Origin of the sequence: Oscillatoria sp. FACHB-1407 (assembly GCF_014697545.1) — a bacterium.
In the GTDB taxonomy this organism is placed as follows: Bacteria; Cyanobacteriota; Cyanobacteriia; order Elainellales; family Elainellaceae; genus FACHB-1407.
In genome coordinates this window covers 129,307-147,227 of sequence record NZ_JACJSA010000012.1, presented here as the reverse complement: position 1 = coordinate 147,227, position 17,921 = coordinate 129,307, and the positions used below count along the sequence as shown (strand labels likewise).

Genomic DNA, 17,921 nt, shown 5'->3' with positions numbered 1-17,921 from the left:
TGATTGTGGCAGATCACAGGGTAGGGGCGTTTCGCGAAACGCCCTTACAGGTATTTTGTTTTCTGGACATCTCCTTAGCTCAGGTAGAAAAATGGGGCAGGAATAACCTGCCCCGCAACATGCCATACCAATCAGAGGTGTCTAGATTAACGTTAGTTCGGTTTAAGAGCCCGGCGAATGAATTCGCGGCTACTAGAGCCAAGTCCGCCGATGCGGACTACGGAAAATCAAGGTTTGACGAACCGACGCAGGTCGGTTTTGTTCTTATAGCGGCGGTTTTAACCGCCGAAATCCTGATCCCGAATTCACGTTAGATTAAGCGTGGGTTTGCAGAGTTAAGGTAACGCTATCCAAGTAAGGACGAACTAAGCTGCTGCTAGCTGGAGGAAGCGTAGCATTGACGGCTTCCTGGAGATAGCGATAAGCAACAATGCAGTGGGAATTTCGCTTGTAAGCCAGCAGAATGGTGTCTAACCAGGACATCATTTGCTCTTTGAAGAACACTTCATCATCTCGGAGGATCGAGAGCGCGACATATCGTAACACTTCAGACATGTCGTACTGACAGCGAGAGCCGTGTTTTTGAATCAAATCTGGATATGCCTGACCCAACTTTTTCAGCGTTTGCTGCACTAAATTTTGTGCATGATCTCGAATCTGCTGATAAGCTTCCAGGCGTGTGGCATAGGTTTGGACGTATTGCTCCAGTGGTTTTAGCCCCTGAGCATCTAAGTAGGAACCGTCTGCTTCTAAAACTTTTTGAGTTAGGGTGTGATTAAGTGTGTGCATAGCGATTTGTGCGTTATTTAGATGTCCAGCAACAACATAGAGTGACAACTGAGGCAGCCAGCCGCTAAAAACCGGGAGCAAGGTCGCTCAAAGTTTCGAGTTGAGAGCTACATCAACAAAAGGCACTGCCAATCTCGCACCCTCATTTAGAGACTGCCCTAACCTGGGGATCGTTGACCAAGTTGCAATATTTCTCAATAAACTAAAATTTTCTTGAAGATCAATTTGGGGTTATGGCAAAGTGCTGAGAACTGAGGACTGAGGACTAAGGACTGAGGCTGAAAGGCAGACCGTACATCATGTTCAAAGTTGAGAGATGTCCTATACAGATACGGACGGCTCGTAGGGGCAGGTTTAGCTATTTACTGACGGCAAACCCAAGAGCTTATCTGCAAAACCCGCTTCTACCGACATCTGCCTTGATCACAATTTGATTTTGTATAGCAGTACTCACTAAGGTTAGGGCGGGGTGCAAGGGTGGAACCCCTGGCTGGGGGCGCAGCCCCCAAACCCCCTTGTGTTAACTGTCTCAACAGTTGCTATAGCTGCGGTTTCAACCACCAAGATCCTGATCTCGAACTCAAGTTTTTTAAGTTTTTGGAGTGGTACAGCGATATAGCTCGTATTGATAGCCATCGATCGCCCGTCGTTCTGAAGTCGCGGCACACCCCTGTTGTTGCAGGAGCGATCGCAGTGGACGCTCTGGAACCCGCTGAAAGTTGACTAACCAGAGATCAAGGGGGCGAGGCAGGGAAATGAGCGATCGCCGCAGAGCGATTATGGGCGATCGGGGGTTGTTGTCTTGATGTGCCAGCAAATATCGAGGAGCCGTTTCGTTGGCGGTTGCTGTGCGTTGCCATTCCCAGGCGACTCCCATAAGGCGACCCGTTTGCCCGTGCGTGTAATGGGCGATCGCCACCAGTGGAGGAGCCTGAGCATTTTCACGAATTGCTTCCACGACCAGATCAGGGCGATGAGTCTTTTGAAAGCCCAGATTGGCAACGACGGTCAACCCACTGAGCAGGCTAATGCAGATAATCAACAGAACAGTCTGGTATCCCTTGGGTTTCAACCCAGCCCAGTGGGCATCTAGCCCTGCTGCGGCTAACACAATCACGGCGGGAAAGTAGACGAAGTTATAGCGAAAGGCACTGGTAACATCCATACCCAGCCCGTAGGTCACGCCTAGAAACAGAGCGATCGCCCCCAGCACAACTCCTCCAAAGCCAACTACGGCAAGCCGATTGGTGGAATTCCACTGATGTTTTAGCCCCCTAACCAGTCTGGGGATCGTCCACAGTGTCGCTACCACCAGCAACACGATGGAACTGATGCTGAGCCAATCCGCCATTGCCTGGATAGGCAGCAAATAGATCATACTGATCCAGCCAGCCAGCGTTTGAGCGATTGGCTCTAATAGGGCAAACCCGGTGCGATCGCCCCGATAAATCCAGCGGGTAAGTTCGCTATCCTGAGTGCTCTGCCAGACGGGAAACCAGACCAATCCCCCGACCGCAGTTCCCACGGCAACGAGGCTAATGCGGCTCCAGGCAGTGCTCCATCCCCGTTGCCACAGCCACACGCCCAGAAGTGTAATTCCCTCTGCCATCCAGGTAAATGCCAGGAAATAATGAGTGGCAATGCCGAGTGCATTAACCCCAATCCACACAGCACACACCCACAACGGCAGCCCGATTTGATTGACAACTGCTCTCACCGCCACCGTGAAACAACCGAGGGAGGCGATCGCCCACAGCAAGGGCAACGTGTAGTGCCTCGCCTCTTGTGCCAGATAGATGCTGAAGGGGGACACTGCCATCAACACCGCTGCCAGATGTCCCACACGAGGAGAACGAAAGGATAGCCAACCCAACCCAAACATTGCAGGGATGGTAGCAACACCAAACAGTGCCGGGAGCGATCGCACAGCCCAGGCGGAGACTAAGCCATTGGCATTGGGTGGAAACAGCTTTAACCACCCTTGCATGAAGAGAAAAAACAGGGGGGGATGGTTGCTTTCGGTGGATAACCGTTGCCAAACGGCGGCAAGTCCACTCGACCCGTCAAGGCGCAACGGTTGTAGCAAGGTATCACTGTCGATGGGTTGGTTTAAGGGAACGGATTGAAAGCCATGCCCCAGGCTAAATGCAATGGTTGAAAACTCATCCGTCCACAGCGGTTTGCTATCCAGAGCCATAAAGCGAAGGATAGTGCCAATCCCGATCCACAGCAGCAATAGAGTTAGATGTCCCCTGATTGGGTGCAACCCTTTCAACCCGACCCCTCCGATGTCAGCAACTTGACCAACGCAGCCGCTAAACAATCATAATCGTCAGGCGTGTTATAGATTTGGGCAGAGATGCGAATCAGGCGATCAGAGCAACCCTTCCAGGGGATCACAGGCACCTCAAGACCAAAGTCGTGAAATAGTTTTTTTTGTAATGCGGCAGCATTCCCATGCGGCAGCGGCAGGGTCGCCATGGAGCCGATCATCTCAGCGGGACAGGGTGGTGCGATTCCCAGTGCCTCACATAACACTGCTCTAGCGGACAACACCAATTGGCGATTGTGGGTCATCAGGTCAGACCATCCCCCTGGCAGGAGCGATCGCAGGAATTGAATGGCTTTGGGGATGCACAGATAAGGCGTGGGATCGGTCGTGCCTACCCAGTCAAACTCTAGATGAAAGAAGGAGCGATCCTGTCGAGGTGAGTTTGCCCCATGGCTAATTACGAGAGGACGAATGGAAGATTGGCGATCGGGACGGACATAGAGAAATCCTGCGCCTTTGGGACTACACATCCACTTGTGACAGTTGCCCGTGTAGTAGGTTGCGCCTAATGTATCCAGGTTGAGGGGAATCATTCCGGGGGCATGGGCACCGTCGATCAGCGTCTCAATTCCCCGCTCATTCAACGTCTGGATCAGCGGTTGTAGAGGTAAAATCAGAGCCGTTTGGCTAGTGACATGATCGAGTAATACCAGGCGAGTCCGATCTGAAACCCTGGCAAGCACCGCATCAATGACTTGTTGAGAAGATTCCAGCGGAAAGGGAATTTCGGCAACGACGACCTGTGCTCCGGTTCTTTCGGCTGCAACATTGAGGGCATTGCGAGAGGCGTTGTACTCCAGGTTTGTCACCAGCAACTCATCCGTAGGTTGCAACGAGAGCGATCGCAATACCGTATTCACTCCCGTTGTGGCATTGGGGACAAACACCAGGTGATCGGGCTGTGTCCCGACAAAATCTGCTAACGCCTGTCGGGAAGCATCCAGCAACGATTCATACACATCTTCGACAAAGCGAACGGGTTCTGCCTCCAAACGCGATCGCAACCAGCTTTGCTTATCGAGTACCTCGATCGGGCACGCTCCAAACGAGCCATGGTTGAGATAAATGACTTCAGGATTTAGCGTCCAGAGCGATCGCCACGGGTGAGGCGCAGGGTCAGGACGAGCGGAATGGGGAAGATCAGCCATCATGAATTATTTACTGCCGATTGCATCTAACAGACGCGCCGGAAAACCGTGTGCCTGAATCTGGTTCACAATCTGATGCACCTGTTCCGGATCACGCACCTCTATCACCAGATCAAGGTGAGTTTGTTTAATAGAGATGTCGGTAAACAGCCGTTGATGCTGCACCTCAATGATATTCGCTCCAGCCGCGCCGACAATGCTCGCAACAGTCGCCAGCATGCCTGGAATGTCAGGCATCTGAACCCGCAAGTAGACAATTCGTTGCGATCGCATCAGCCCCCGCATCAAGATCGACGACAGAATTCGAGCATCGATATTGCCGCCACAGATGACCAAGCCTGCCTGTTGATTGGTGAACCGCTCCGGATAGGACAACACGGCTGCCAGGGGTGCGGCTCCGGCTCCTTCAGCAACGATATGTCCCTCAGCTGCAATCAGTTGTACAGCGGTTTCCAGGCTCGCCTCACTGACCAGAACAATATCATCAACGTATTGGTCGATCAGCTTGCGGGTCAGCTTGCCGGGATGTTTGACCGCAATGCCCTCGGCAATGGTCTGCCCAGTGAGAGTAGGAGCCTGCCCGTAGCGCAGTTGATACATAGACGGGCACATCTCCGTTTGCACACCGATGATTTTAATGGTGGGCTTGAGGGATTTAGCGGCGATCGCCATCCCTGAAATCAAGCCACCACCCCCAATGGGGATAATCAGCACATCCAAATCAGGGCAGTCAGCCAGCATCTCCAGGGCGATCGTACCCTGCCCTCGAATCACATCGTAATCGTCAAAAGGATGGACAAAGGTTAACCCCTCCTGGATTGCCATCTCATGGGCAAAGGCAGAAGCTGCCTCCAGGCCATCTCCCTCCAGCACCACCCTGGCACCAAAACTCGCTGTCCGTTGCACTTTGATGTAGGGCGTTCCTTTGGGCATCACGATTGTTGCCGGAATCCCCAACCGTTGAGCGTGATACGCCACCCCCTGCGCGTGGTTACCTGCGGACATGGCAATCACCCCGGCAGCAGCTTCTTTGGGGGTCAGTTGCTTGAGTTTGACCAGTGCCCCCCGTTCCTTAAAAGAGCCTGTTAACTGAAACGTCTCTAATTTGAGAAACAGATTTGTGTGGGCGATCGCCGAGAGAGAACGCGATAGACAAGTAGGCGTTCGGACTACGGCATGTCGAATCAAGTCAGCCGCCGACTGAATGTCTTCTAGCGTGACTGTCATGCGGATCTCTGCCTTTTCCTATCGCAACCCTAACTAGAAAACTCCCCAGGCTGGATTCGAACCAGCGACCAATCGGTTAACAGCCGACCGCTCTACCACTGAGCTACTGAGGAACGCGGATCTAATAGTAACGAGAATTGGAACAATTTGACAAGTCCTATTTGGATTTTTTTGTTAGATTGCTCACTTTTTTTCGCCATCTAGCCCCAAACGTAGCTGTGCCAGACGTTGTTGGGCGATCGGATCGAGGGAACTGGAGAGAAACCGTTGGGGCGATCGCCCTTTGCTGCGTTGCGTTTTTCGCACGCGATGGGTTGCGCCTTCCACCTCGGCCCACAGTTTTTGCGCCGACATACACTCTGCCCCATAGCCCACCACCGTCAGCCGTTGTGCCTCATCGGAGGTTGCCACAATCAGCCGTTGCTTAAACTTGCGTACATCATTGCGAAAGCGGGAACAGGCTAACTCGATGTAAGAGTCAGCGGTTTGTTTGTAATCGGTGTAAAAGATGGCGAAATGGCGATTGATGACCTCACGAGTGCCCGGAGTGCCCTGATATTGAGCATCAAACACCACTTCTGTTTCAAAATCTTGATAAGCACTGTAGCTCAACAACGCCTCAATCAGGTCGCGCCGAGCCGCCTCTAATCCGTCGCGATCGCGAGTTTCCCTCAGATTGGGCCACGCTCCAATCATGTTGTAGCCATCAACTAACAAAATTCCTTGAGGGGTGGAGCGTGACATGGTTCTAAAGAATTTCGATCGGCATAGAGGGGTTTAATACATTCTTCTTATATAATGCCTTGATTTGTTGCGGTGTGTAAACCAGAGTTTTTACGGGGAAAAGTGGGATGGATAAAATCAACCTGGCTGAAAAACTGGCTCAATTCTCAGACTACTGGTCGCCTAAAACGGTCGCTCAACTAAATCATTACGACATTATGGTAGTCAAGGTGAAGGATGAGTTTGTCTGGCACAAACACGATGAGACAGATGACTTCTTTCTGGTGTTGAAGGGGCGGTTGACGATTCAGATGCGCGATCGCGACATTCATCTTGAAGCAGGTGAGTTATTTGTAGTGCCTCGTGGAATCGAGCATCGCCCGGTTGCCGAAGAGGAAGTGCATCTCTTGCTGATTGAACCGACTGGAACACCGAATACGGGCGATCGAACCACCGCCGCCACCCGACAACTCATTTGAGCAATTCGACTAAAATAGTACAAGAGTATTAATTAAAACTATGGTTCACTACACGCTAACCCAAAATCCAGACCTTGTTTTAACCGTTCCTGGTAAAGACTCCCCTCAAGCTCGCAGCAAAGCGATGGATCAGTTAATCAAACTGGTCGAAGACGGTAAAATTCCTGCTAATCTTTCCAAAGGATTTAATCCTCAACAGTTTGTTGAAGTAGAAGAGCCAACGCCCATGACTGCCGATGCCACCGTGCCCGACTCCGTAAATTCCGAAGATGCCCTGAACCAAGCCGTACAGGTGCTTAACAATTTTGCGACCCTGAAGCTCAAGGCACAGGCATCCAAAGCAGAAGCGATGAAAGTGCGTGCTCAAGTTGACAGTTTGTTTACAGATGAACCAGTTGATGAGGCAGAAATCGAACGTCTGAAAGAAGGCTTTAAAGTTCTCAAAACCTTTGCTCAAGCAAACATGCGCTATCGGGAAGCGTTGCCCCAGGCAGAGCACGCTCGGACTGTGCTTGATCAGGCATTGTCTTTAAACAACTCAGCGTCTACCGCGTCTAAATCCGCAAAGTAGTTCACACGTCAATTCACGGACACAAGCCTAACCGCACGGCATTTGTCGTAGCTTCATGAATCGTCGCAAACTCCGTAAATTTACGGTGAAGTCCTTCGGAGCAAATTCGCCACCCTGTTATTATCGATACAACGTTTAATGATGCTGACCCTGTCGGCATCGTTTTTAATATTCACCCTTCTCTTAACTAGTCTGTTTTAGCAACCAAAGGGTTGATTAGGATGGGGTGCCGGGGCTCCACCTCTGCTGGGGCGCAGCCTTCATACTCCTTTGTCCTAACTGCCTCGACAGTTGCTATTCACAAATTCGCGCTCTGAGCGTCTAATTTGTCGTGCGCTAAAACGGTTGACGTTGCGTTCGATGGAGTGGAGTGCTCTTTGTTGCAATTGATGTTGCTCAAGGCTCAAGCTATTGGGCTGGTTGTTGTGTTCTCTCCTGCCGAGTTGATGAAAGGTTCTTGAAAATGGTCAGAATTAGAGGTAATTCCCGCAATAATACCCTCCGAGGTGAAGATCAGGGCGATGAGTTGTTGGGGTTGGCAGGAAACGATCGCCTGTTTGGTCGAGGGGGTGATGATGCCCTGAATGGAGATTTGGGGCGCGACATCTTAGACGGGGGTGATGGTGAAGACCGCATGGTGGGCGGTCGGGGCAACGACTTATATATCGTGGACGACGAAAACGATCGCACCATTGAGCGACCAGGCTTTGTGAGTGGGGTTGACACGGTACAAGCCTCGGTGGATTGGGTGTTGGGCAATCACTTTGAAGATCTAATTTTCACAGGCGATGAAGACTTAGACGGTCGAGGCAACGCTCTGAGCAACCGCATCACAGGTAATAGCGGCGATAACTCGTTAGACGGTGGAGCAGGCAACGACACGCTAGTCGCGGGGAATGGCAATGACGAGTTAGATGGGGGTACTGGGGGCGATCGCCTGACCGGGGGCGCAGGGGATGACACCTACGTGGTTGACAGTCTCGGTGATGTGACAGTGGAAAATAACAACCAGGGGCGTGATTTGGTGAATGCCTTTGTCAACTGGACACTCGCGGCTAATCTGGATAACCTTACCCTGCGTGGCAGCGCAATCACTGGCATTGGCAACGCCTCTAATAACGAGATTCAGGGGAATGCGCTCAACAACGTGTTATTGGGTGGAGAAGGTGACGATCGCCTCAATGGGGGTGCCGGAAATGACATCCTGGATGGGGGACTGGGACGCGATCGCATGTCAGGCGGAACTGGAGATGACCTTTACTTTGTAGATAACCCAGGGGATGAGATCAGGGAAGACCGAAACCAGGGTATTGACACAGTTAGGTCGATTGTCAATAGCTTTACCCTGGGAAACAACATCGAAAACCTGGAATTGCTGGGGACAGACAATATCAGAGCCGTCGGCAATGACGCGAGCAATGTTTTGGTTGGCAACACGGGCAACAACGCGCTCAACGGTGAAGAAGGCAACGACACCTTACAAGGTGGGCTGGGTGATGATGACCTGACCGGAGGCAGAGGCAACGATACCCTCTTAGCGGGCGATGGCAACGATAAACTGGATGGTGGCTCTGGCACTGATTTATTAGAAGGAGGGGCTGGAGACGACACGTTAGATGGTGGTAGGGACATCGACACCATCCGAGGAGGATTGGGCAACGATACCTACATCGTGACATCCCCAGGAGATGCGATCGAAGAAGCAGTCAACGAAGGAGAAGATACTGTTCAGTCCAGCCTGGATGAGTACACGTTGCCAAGCAATGTTGAGCGATTAGAGCTCCTCGGTCGGGAAGCCATCAGCGGAACAGGAAACGAACTCAATAACACGCTAGTCGGCAACAGCAGCAACAACACCTTGACTGGCGGAGACGGCAACGATTTTGTAGATGCCAATGGTGGAGCAGACATCCTCAATGGCGATGCGGGTGACGACACCCTTGATGGAGATGATGGCAACGATACGCTCAATGGGGGAGCCGGCAACGATACTCTCATCGGGGATGGAGGTAACGATACCGTTAACGGCGATGTCGGTGATGACAACATCACTGGTGGCACAGGTAACGATACGCTCAATGGGGGTGTTGGTAACGATACGGTCAATGGTGGAGATGGCAACGATATTCTCAATGGCGATGCGGGTAACGATACGCTGATTGGCGGTGCAGGGAACGATACACTCGACGGAGGCGACGGGACGGATGTGCTGCGTGGGGGCGCAGGCAACGACATTTATTTGATCAACTCGGCAGGTAAAACCATCGACGAGGTGACGAATGGTGGAGGAGATGATCTGGTGCGCTCTAGCATTGCCACGATTACCCTCGTGACTGGCATTGACGATCTGGAATTAATCGGCACAGGCGATTTAATCGGCATTGGGAATGACGGGGGAAACACCCTCACAGGAAATAGCGGTAACAATACGCTGAGTGGAGCGGGCGGCAACGATGAACTGCTCGGTGGAGATGGCAGTGATACTCTCAACGGTGGGGTTGGAAACGATAGCCTCAGCGGTGGTAATGGCGTGGATACGCTCAATGGAGATGATGGCAACGACACGCTAGATGGTGGATTGGGTGGCGACAATCTGCGAGGAGGAGGGGGAGATGACATCTACATCCTGGATGCTGGAGACAACATTACTGAAGCCGGTAACAGTGGCACAGATGTGGTGAGAGCCAGCATCACTTACAATTTGGGGGCTAACCTTGAAAACTTAGTGTTGGTAGGAACCGACAACATTAACGGCTCTGGCAACGAGTTGAGCAATACCCTCACAGGTAACGCTGGAAACAATACCCTTAGCGGTGGGGGGAATATTGACAGTCTCAATGGTGGCGATGGCAATGATACGCTTGCAGGCGGCGCAGGCAATGATGATCTACGGGGCGATGGAGGCAGCGACAACTTTGCCTTTGGTACGGGTAATGCCTTTAATAGCAACGCTCTAGGGGTCGATCGCATCCTGGATTTTGTGATCGGCAGTGACAAGATCGTTCTGAGCAAAACGACCTTTACTGCGCTGCTCAGCACCGCTGGCAATGGCTTTAATGTGCCGACTGAGTTTGAATCGGTTGCTGACGATGCAACAGCGGCGTTAAGTGCAGCCACGATTGTACTCAGCCGCGCCAGTGGCAATCTTTTTTACAACACGGATGGCATCATTCAAGGGTTTGGCACGGGCAGTAGCTTTGCAACACTGACTACCGCCAATCGCGCTCAACTCGGTGCCACTGATTTTGTAATAGTTGCGTAAATTATTTTGAAAAGGGGGAATTCCCCTCTTCCAAAAATCGAAAATACCAGGAGAATAGAGGGGGTCGCTTCTAGCGTGAGGGGGCTTACTGCTAGAAGCGATCCCTTTGGTGCAGATTTTAGATGTCGGATTTTGGTTTTTTGCTGTTGGCAGGTTGTGTGTTGCTAAAAATGCAATCTGCATGAAAAAACCCAGCATTTCTGCTGGGTAATGACCATAGCACTCGAACCAAACTCCAGATCTGAATGCGCGTTGCTAGCGAGGAGCGACAACAAACATCGGGATTGAAATTTAATTCCTTATTAATAAAAATACGGTGGTCAACACCGAATCACCTCATCCAAACGTGTCATCTCATTGGGTGATTATCGAGCAAGGCAAAACGAGGAGCTACTAATATAGCTCTGGCAGAAAGCTTAAGGCGTTGCTATATGAATCTCACAGGGGCGTTTCGCGAAACGCCCCTACAGGGTGTGAGTTGCTGAGAATCAAATCTGCATCACTACAGGAGCAAAACCAACCTGCGTCGGTTCGTCAACCCCTGCATTGTCCGAAGTCCGCATCGGCAGTCTGGCTCGGATAGCCACAAACTTATTGGCCAAACTTTGAAACTGAACTGACGTTAGAGTAATTCAGTTGCTCGTTTGGCGATCGCCTCTGGGGTGATGCCATTAAACGCCATCAACTCGTTGGCACTGGCAGTGGTTTCTCCCCGTTTCCAGGCGAAAGTGTCACGCTTGAGAGTGCTGCGGAGCATCACAGGTTCTAACATACCGCTGGCTCCTCCAGTCACACCAATTAGAGCATCGCCACCAAACAGCGTCTCAAATCCAGCATCGCTGAGGAAACCGCCATCCGGCTCAGAGCAGGTATCCCATGCGACATCATGGGGGCGATACAACCGACGGGGGTTCACCACGGACACGATGCGGCTACCGATGCCCTGTGCTGCTAATTGCTTCGCCGCTTCCATCACCGGATTGAGAATCATATCTCCAACCACAGCAAAGACAACGGTTTTAGTCCCTGGGGTTTCCTGCAACACGACCGCACCATCCTGCAATGCCTGACGGGTCTGCTCAAAGGTGGTACGAATGGGTAGCGGCGATTTGCTGGCGGTGATGACAATCCCTTTGTTGACCGTGGTGAGTGCCCAGTCATAGCAGACCTGAATGCTGTTGGCATCGGGTGGGAACAAGGGGAAGATGTTGCCATTTCGCATCATGGCGGCGAAGTACGCCTCAATTTCGGGGCGTTGGTGCGTCCATCCGTTGCGCCCCTGCTCCAGCGCACCCGCAGTGAATAGAGTAATGGTAGACGGGGTAGGGCGACGTAGCTCAGCCATTGCCTGAGTCACCGTTTGCCAGATCGGCAGACCGTTGATGGCAAAGGATTCGTAGGAGCACCAGAGGGTACGCGACCCCATCAGAGAGAGCCCTGCTGCGAGTCCAGCACAGGCATCTTCACTGAGCGGTTCGTACACCTGCCCACCCGGTGCCTGAAAGTACAGGGCATCTTCAACCGGGTGATTGATCTTGAGTGCCTGGTTGATGTTACCAATGCCAGAGGCTTCGTTGCCATCGGCATTCGTTACGACAAAGGCGCGATCGCCCTCACCCACATTTGCCACCAAACGACCCATAGTGGTAGTCGAAACCTTTGGCTCACTACCAACAGCGTATTCCTCTAAAGCCAGATTAGTGGCGGGTAGGTTTAACTCCGAAAACTCCGTGACAACCGTTTTTGATGCAGGACCTCCGCCTGCACGTTCGCAGTTCGTTCGCACCAATTCCCACGCATCGGCAGACAGTGCCCGTGTCTTCAACGCCTCCATAATATGAGGGCTGTCGAGCGTGTCTTTGGGGTAGAGGTTATGGGATTTTGCACCTCGTGCGTGGACTCCTGCCCCTTTCAGTTGTTTGATGATAAAGACAGTCAGCTTGCCGCTGAGAGCCGAACGAGCCGCGCGATCGACCCCAGCCAAGACAGCTTTCGTGAATGCCAACCGTTGCTCAAACGAGAAGATGGTGCTGTCAACGTAATCGCCGGGTTGATTCTGATCGTCGAAGTCTTTGGCATCCACCAGCACAACTTCTTCAAAGCCGTTGCCACGCCAGTAGGCTGTCATGCTCTCGTTTGTTTTGATGGAGACCATGCTGTGGTGCTCCTGCGAAAAGCCGTTCCACACCAGCACTGGCAGGAAGTTGGTTGCCTGGGGATAGGCGGTGTTGAAGTGGGCGATCGCACTCATGATGTAAGGCTCACCCAAGCCCCCATCCCCAACCGTAAAGGGAAATAGCTTGTCCTTATGGAGCAATGAGGCGGATAAAGCAAAGTGTTGTCCCTGACCGAGGGGACCCGCCGGAGCCAACAATCCAGGGATGAACCCAGAGAGATGTCCCAACAGCCCATGTCGTTCTCGGAAGCGATCGCGCAATTGTTGCACCGTCTGGATGCCCATGTCCTCCAGCGAGCGATCTAAAAACATGGCACTGTAGAAACCGGGGGCATGATGCCCCACCTCAGTAATAATGTTTTTGTAACCCAACATCACCAGCGCAGCATACGCCTCTGCTTGACTGGCAAATCCGCCGGGGTGCCCCGACGCTTTACTACCTGTAATCTGCAACGTCAAGTAGCGCAAAGCATCGGCATATAACAAGGTTTGATATACCGCTGCATCATCGGTTGGATTGGCGATCGCTGCTTGACCGGGGGCGATCGCAGGCTCTTTTCCTAGTGTTTCAAAGTGAGGCAGTGTTGCCCCGAAGTATTGGATTCCCTCACAGAAAGTAGGAATAGGGGTAACAGCCGTCATGAATTTAGATACCTCTTAGGAAATGCGCGAATGATCAGTTGGGTTTCAAACCTCAATAGATGATCGTATAGCCTCTGGCGTTAAGAAAGAAATAAATGAGTTCTTATAGTTTCTATAAGTTGCGATCGGTGTGTACGAGATAGCTATCAGCCCCTAAGTACAACTTGTCGTAAATAGGGGTGGGAATTCGGGGTGCAGGGGTGGAATCCCTGGCTGGGGGCAAAGCCCCCATACCCCCCTGGTTTTATTTCCAAACCCTATCTGTGAATCACAGTAGTAAGGAATGGGAATTAAATAACGTGAATTCGGGATCAGGATTTCGGCGGTTAAAACCGCCGCTATAAGAGCAAAACCGACCTGCGTCGGTTCGTCAAATCCTGCCTTTTCCGGAATCTGCGTCGGCGGACTTCGCTCTAGTAGCCGCACATTCATTCGCCAAGCTCTTAAACCGAACTGACGTTAAATAAATTCGATATTCGGCAAGGGCAGGTTTTGCCGCCAAATCCATCTCAGGGCAGAGATTCGTCTGCTAAACCCGCCTGTACCGTTGGCAGGTTTATTGTGCGGATCTAATCTATGAAATCCATAATCTTAGCCGAGGGTAAACACCTCGCCTGCGCCAGCAAATGCTCACCTTGATAAATTCCTTTAAAGAAAAGGTTCCACAAAAGCGATTGTGAGCTATGCTCTCAGAGAGACTTTGAATTCGGCAGTTAGTTTTAGTTTGTATTCCTCGAACAGACAGGCTCTCCGAACTTTGGATCTCTTTTTGTAATTTGAGCTTGGTTTTGGAGAAGCTTATGTCGATTTATGTAGGAAACCTCCCCTACAGTGTGACTGAGGAAAGCCTCAGTTCCATCTTTACTGAATTTGGTACAGTAAAGCGTGTTCAAACTCCCCTCGATCGCGAAACTGGACGTTCCAGAGGGTTTGCCTTTGTGGAAATGTCAACTGATGCTGAAGAGGAAGCTGCGATTGAGGCACTCGACGGCGCAGAGTGGATGGGGCGCGATCTAAAAGTCAACAAAGCTAAACCCAGAGAAGAAAGAGGCTCATCCTCACGGGGAGGTTGGGGTAATAACAACCGTGGTGGCGGTGGCGGTGGTCGTCGCTATTGATTGATCGGGCATGAATGCCTTTAAGGCAATAGATTGTTTCAGTCTCTGGCAGATAGAGAGAACTGCTTGATTCTGCCAGAGACTTTTTGCTTGTTTTGAGAAGTTTTGGAGGAGCAGAACAACGTGACTCAAATTATTTTGGGCGAAAACGAAGGAATTGATTCAGCACTACGTCGATTTAAGCGGCAAGTTTCAAGAGCCGGAATTTTGCAAGATGTCAGAAAAAATCGACACTTTGAAACACCTCTAGAGAAAGCAAAGCGCAAAGCCGTTGCTCGCAGACGTCAGCGTCGATTTACAGCTCGCCCCAAAGGTTAATGCGAAAGCAGAAACTCAAAATTGACAGTCCGGTAACTCAGTCACCGTTAGCAATGTTGGCAATCTTAATGCGTCGCTCATCAACCATTTTGTTTGCCAATGTTGCTGCCGCTACAAAGGTGAATTTGAACCGCAAGCCAGTTGAACTGTAGAACCCCGAAATCGCACAGACTTCGGGGTTTTGTTTAGGCTAATTAACGTGAATTCGGGATCAGGATTTCGGTAGTTAAAACCGCCGCTATCGGAGCAAAACCGACCTGCGTCGGTTCGTCAAATTCTGCCTTTTCTGGAGTCCGCGTCGGCGGACTTTGCTCTAGTAGCCGCGAATTTATTTGCCAGACTCTTAAACCAAACTGACGTTAATTAAACTAAGCCAACACCTTTACTACGAGAATCGTGATCCATCGTGAGGTTGCCTTCCTCATCAGTGTCATTGGCAGCGTGGCGCATTTCAACCCGTTCAGCTTTTTCAGCGTCATTCTTCTCGCGCAAGTCGCCCGGTTCGTTGATATACATCTCTGGCTCGACTGCAAAATTGTTAATCAAGCCTTCTTTATCAACGGTGTAGCCACCTGTTGTGTGAATGCTGTCAGGATCATCACTGCCATCTTGTCCTAACTCATCGGGTGTTTTCTTGTAAGCACCCTGTTCCCGCTCTTTGCGAGCAGCGGTTTCAGCAGGCACAATGCCGCGATCGTAAGTATCAACCGCTGGAGTGTGATCCTGACTATCATTTATATCGGAATTTAATTGATTTTCGTTATCCATATTCATGAGTTTGTACCCCTTAATACAGGAATTTGATTTCCTCAGCTTAAAGAAATTGTTTTGTTGAACTGCACTATCTCAAGTCGTAGATTTATAACTTTAAAATCGACAAAAATAACGCTAATTTAGCCATGAAATCTTGATATAAATAGGTTTCACAAGCTCACTCTGTTCACTCAAGATATGCCTTTGGATAGGTCTATCAAATGTAAAGCGATATTACTCTAAGGAGCGAGTCCCTCATCTCAGGAGTTGCTTAAACGTGAAGGTCGGTTCTCGCTATTTGGGTAATAATCGTTGTGAATTTACCGTTTGGGCACCGTTTTTAAAGGAAGTAGCGGTTAAAGTCGTTTCTCCAGTTGAACGATTGCTGCCAATGCAATCAATTGAGTTGGGATATTGGCAAGTTATTGCAGATGATATTGCACCTGGAACGCGCTATTTCTATCAGTTAGATGGCAAAAGTGATCTACCTGATCCAGCGTCTAATTTTCAACCTCAGGACGTACATGGTCCCTCTGAAGTTGTAGATCATCAAACATTTCAATGGACAGATCAAAATTGGTCTGGCATTCCGCTTGAAGATTTGATTATTTATGAATTGCATGTTGGAACATTTACTCCCAATGCATCATTTGAAGCGATCATTCCTCGATTAAAAGAGTTATATGATTTTGGAGTGAATGCAATTGAGATTATGCCGATCGCCCAATTTCCAGGAGCGCGAAACTGGGGATACGATGGCGTTTATCCCTATGCGGCACAACACTCATACGGTGGGGTCGAAGGTCTTAAAAAGTTAGTTGACGCCGCGCATCAACAGGGAATGTCAGTTATTTTAGATGTGGTTTACAACCACTTTGGCCCTGAAGGAAATTACATTGGAAATTACGCTCCATTTTTTACCGAACGACATCGATCGCCCTGGGGGAGTGCGATTAATTTTGATGGTGCTCATAACTATGGAGTGCGCAACTTTTTCATTCAAAATGCGTTGTATTGGTTTGAACACTATCATATTGATGGGCTGAGATTAGATGCGACGGATACGATTTACGACTTAGGTGCGCGACACTTTTTGCAAGAGTTGGCAGACAGAACAAATGAATTTTCTCAACAGCAGGGGCGTAAGTTTTACCTGATAGCTGAATCAGATTTAAACGATGCGCGCGTCGTTCGGGAAAGTGTCATTGGTGGATATGGAATTGATGCTCAATGGAATGATAGTTTTCATCACTGTGTTCATACCTTGCTAACAGGTGAAAATATCGGTTATTACATCGATTATGGTCGCTGTGAACAACTGGCAAAAGCGTTTAAGAAAACCTTTGTTTACTCGTGGGATTATTCGGTTTATCGCAATCGATGGCATGGCAGTGATGTGAGCGATCGCCCCGGTTATCAATTCATTGTTTGCATTCAGAATCATGACCAGGTGGGCAACCGATTATTAGGGGAAAGGCTTACCCATCTCGTTTCATTTGAAGCCTTGAAGTTGGCTGCCGGAACGCTGTTTTTATCTCCTAACGTGCCGCTGTTATTTATGGGTGAAGAGTATGGCGAAGAAGCCCCTTTTCTATACTTCGTTAGCCATTCTGATCCAGAGTTGATTGCAGCGGTAAGAGCAGGTCGCAAAGAAGAGTTCGCTGCTTTTCACATTGAAGGGGAATATGCTGACCCAGAGAGTTTGGAGACGTTTAAGCGATCGCAACTGACCTGGGAAAAGCGCAACGAAGGTAAACACAAAGTGTTGTTGGAGTTTTATCAGCACTTGATTCAACTACGACGCACCATTCCAGCGTTGAAGAAATTAGACAAACAAAATTTAGAAGCTTCAGCACTGGAAGACCAAAAACTGATGTTCTTGCATCGTTGGAATCAAGACAGTCAGATCTTTTGTGTGATGAACTTCAATTTGCAGGCGATCGCCCTGAAACCCTCAACTCCTCCTGGCAACTGGAGGAAGATTTTGGATTCGTCAGAACCAAAGTGGATGGGACAGGGAACCTCTATGCCAGAGCAGCTAGAGGGTCAGAATGAGGTCACAATTCAACCGCATAGCTTTGTGCTGTATCAGCAGTAGGAAGGAGAGGGAATGGGGAATGGGGAAATGGGTGAAGGCTGCGCCACGCCTCGCAAGGGGGTGATGGGGTGACGGAGTGGAGGTCGTTGTAGTTGGCGATCGCCCAGAAGGTATGTAATACCAATTTAATGTTTGATTGTGGCAGATCAGTGGGGAGGGGCGTTTCGCGAAACGCCCTTACGGAATCATGTGCAGCGAAGCCAATTCAAATTGGTATAAATTAACGTCAGTTTGGTTTAAGAGCCCGACGAATGAATTCGCGGCTATTAGAGCGAAGTCCGCCGA

The 17,921-nt window shown here is 50.3% G+C and carries 15 protein-coding genes and 1 tRNA gene; 7 read left to right on the top strand and 9 right to left on the bottom strand.

All coding sequences use genetic code 11. The annotated features are described in order from the left end of the window. Nucleotides 1-315 precede the first annotated feature (315 nt). The 6 genes from H6G89_RS20020 to H6G89_RS19995 form a co-directional block, all read right to left on the bottom strand. Entirely contained in the window at nt 316-789 is a 474-nt protein-coding gene (locus tag H6G89_RS20020; RefSeq protein WP_190509677.1) for a phycobilisome protein, read from the bottom strand. A 589-nt stretch (nt 790-1,378) separates the two neighbouring features. Next, nucleotides 1,379-3,025 (bottom strand): glycosyltransferase family 39 protein, encoded by a 1,647-nt coding sequence (locus H6G89_RS20015; protein ID WP_190509675.1) that lies wholly within the window; start codon nt 3,023-3,025, stop codon nt 1,379-1,381. Nucleotides 3,026-3,060: 35 nt separating this feature from the next. Beyond that, entirely contained in the window at nt 3,061-4,272 is a 1,212-nt protein-coding gene (locus H6G89_RS20010) for an aminotransferase class V-fold PLP-dependent enzyme (protein WP_339384504.1), read from the bottom strand. Between the two features lie 3 nt (nt 4,273-4,275). Next, entirely contained in the window at nt 4,276-5,496 is a 1,221-nt protein-coding gene (locus tag H6G89_RS20005; protein WP_190509673.1) for a threonine ammonia-lyase, read from the bottom strand. Between the two features lie 41 nt (nt 5,497-5,537). After that, nucleotides 5,538-5,609: transfer RNA gene (locus H6G89_RS20000), tRNA-Asn, on the bottom strand. A 70-nt stretch (nt 5,610-5,679) separates the two neighbouring features. Further along, nucleotides 5,680-6,240, bottom strand: coding sequence for an NYN domain-containing protein (locus H6G89_RS19995; RefSeq protein WP_190509671.1), 561 nt, complete (start codon nt 6,238-6,240; stop codon nt 5,680-5,682). Nucleotides 6,241-6,347: 107 nt separating this feature from the next. On the opposite strand from H6G89_RS19995, the gene H6G89_RS19990 reads away from it, so the two are divergent. From H6G89_RS19990 to H6G89_RS36140, 3 genes are all read left to right on the top strand, one after another. Then, on the top strand, nt 6,348-6,698 hold the full coding sequence (locus tag H6G89_RS19990) for a cupin domain-containing protein (protein WP_190509669.1): 351 nt from the start codon (nt 6,348-6,350) through the stop codon (nt 6,696-6,698). Nucleotides 6,699-6,738: 40 nt separating this feature from the next. Then, nucleotides 6,739-7,269, top strand: coding sequence for a hypothetical protein (locus H6G89_RS19985; protein ID WP_190509667.1), 531 nt, complete (start codon nt 6,739-6,741; stop codon nt 7,267-7,269). A 463-nt stretch (nt 7,270-7,732) separates the two neighbouring features. Further along, entirely contained in the window at nt 7,733-10,531 is a 2,799-nt protein-coding gene (locus H6G89_RS36140) for a calcium-binding protein (RefSeq protein ID WP_305082317.1), read from the top strand. A 622-nt stretch (nt 10,532-11,153) separates the two neighbouring features. Here the strand turns inward: H6G89_RS36140 and H6G89_RS19955 are convergent. Together H6G89_RS19955 and H6G89_RS19950 are read right to left on the bottom strand one after the other, a co-directional pair. Beyond that, nucleotides 11,154-13,349, bottom strand: a complete 2,196-nt coding sequence (locus tag H6G89_RS19955) for a phosphoketolase (protein WP_190509665.1) — start codon at nt 13,347-13,349, stop codon at nt 11,154-11,156. Between the two features lie 153 nt (nt 13,350-13,502). Beyond that, nucleotides 13,503-13,781, bottom strand: coding sequence for a hypothetical protein (locus H6G89_RS19950; protein ID WP_190509663.1), 279 nt, complete (start codon nt 13,779-13,781; stop codon nt 13,503-13,505). A 368-nt stretch (nt 13,782-14,149) separates the two neighbouring features. On the opposite strand from H6G89_RS19950, the gene H6G89_RS19945 reads away from it, so the two are divergent. The 3 genes from H6G89_RS19945 (at nt 14,150) to H6G89_RS19935 (ending at nt 14,937) form a co-directional block, all read left to right on the top strand. After that, nucleotides 14,150-14,467 (top strand): RNA recognition motif domain-containing protein, encoded by a 318-nt coding sequence (locus H6G89_RS19945; protein WP_190509661.1) that lies wholly within the window; start codon nt 14,150-14,152, stop codon nt 14,465-14,467. Between the two features lie 123 nt (nt 14,468-14,590). Beyond that, nucleotides 14,591-14,785 (top strand): 30S ribosomal protein S21, encoded by a 195-nt coding sequence (rpsU, locus tag H6G89_RS19940; RefSeq protein WP_190509659.1) that lies wholly within the window; start codon nt 14,591-14,593, stop codon nt 14,783-14,785. Further along, nucleotides 14,785-14,937, top strand: coding sequence for a hypothetical protein (locus H6G89_RS19935; protein ID WP_190509657.1), 153 nt, complete (start codon nt 14,785-14,787; stop codon nt 14,935-14,937). The genes rpsU and H6G89_RS19935 overlap by 1 nt, the downstream gene beginning before the upstream one ends. A 211-nt stretch (nt 14,938-15,148) precedes the next feature. On the opposite strand, the gene H6G89_RS19930 is transcribed toward H6G89_RS19935, so the two are convergent. After that, entirely contained in the window at nt 15,149-15,553 is a 405-nt protein-coding gene (locus H6G89_RS19930) for a hypothetical protein (protein ID WP_199336838.1), read from the bottom strand. Nucleotides 15,554-15,815: 262 nt separating this feature from the next. Between H6G89_RS19930 and treZ the strand changes: the two genes are divergently transcribed. Further along, a complete protein-coding gene (gene treZ / locus H6G89_RS19925) occupies nt 15,816-17,636 on the top strand; it encodes a malto-oligosyltrehalose trehalohydrolase (protein ID WP_190509655.1) in 1,821 nt (606 codons plus the stop codon). The last annotated feature ends 285 nt before the right edge of the window (nt 17,637-17,921 follow it).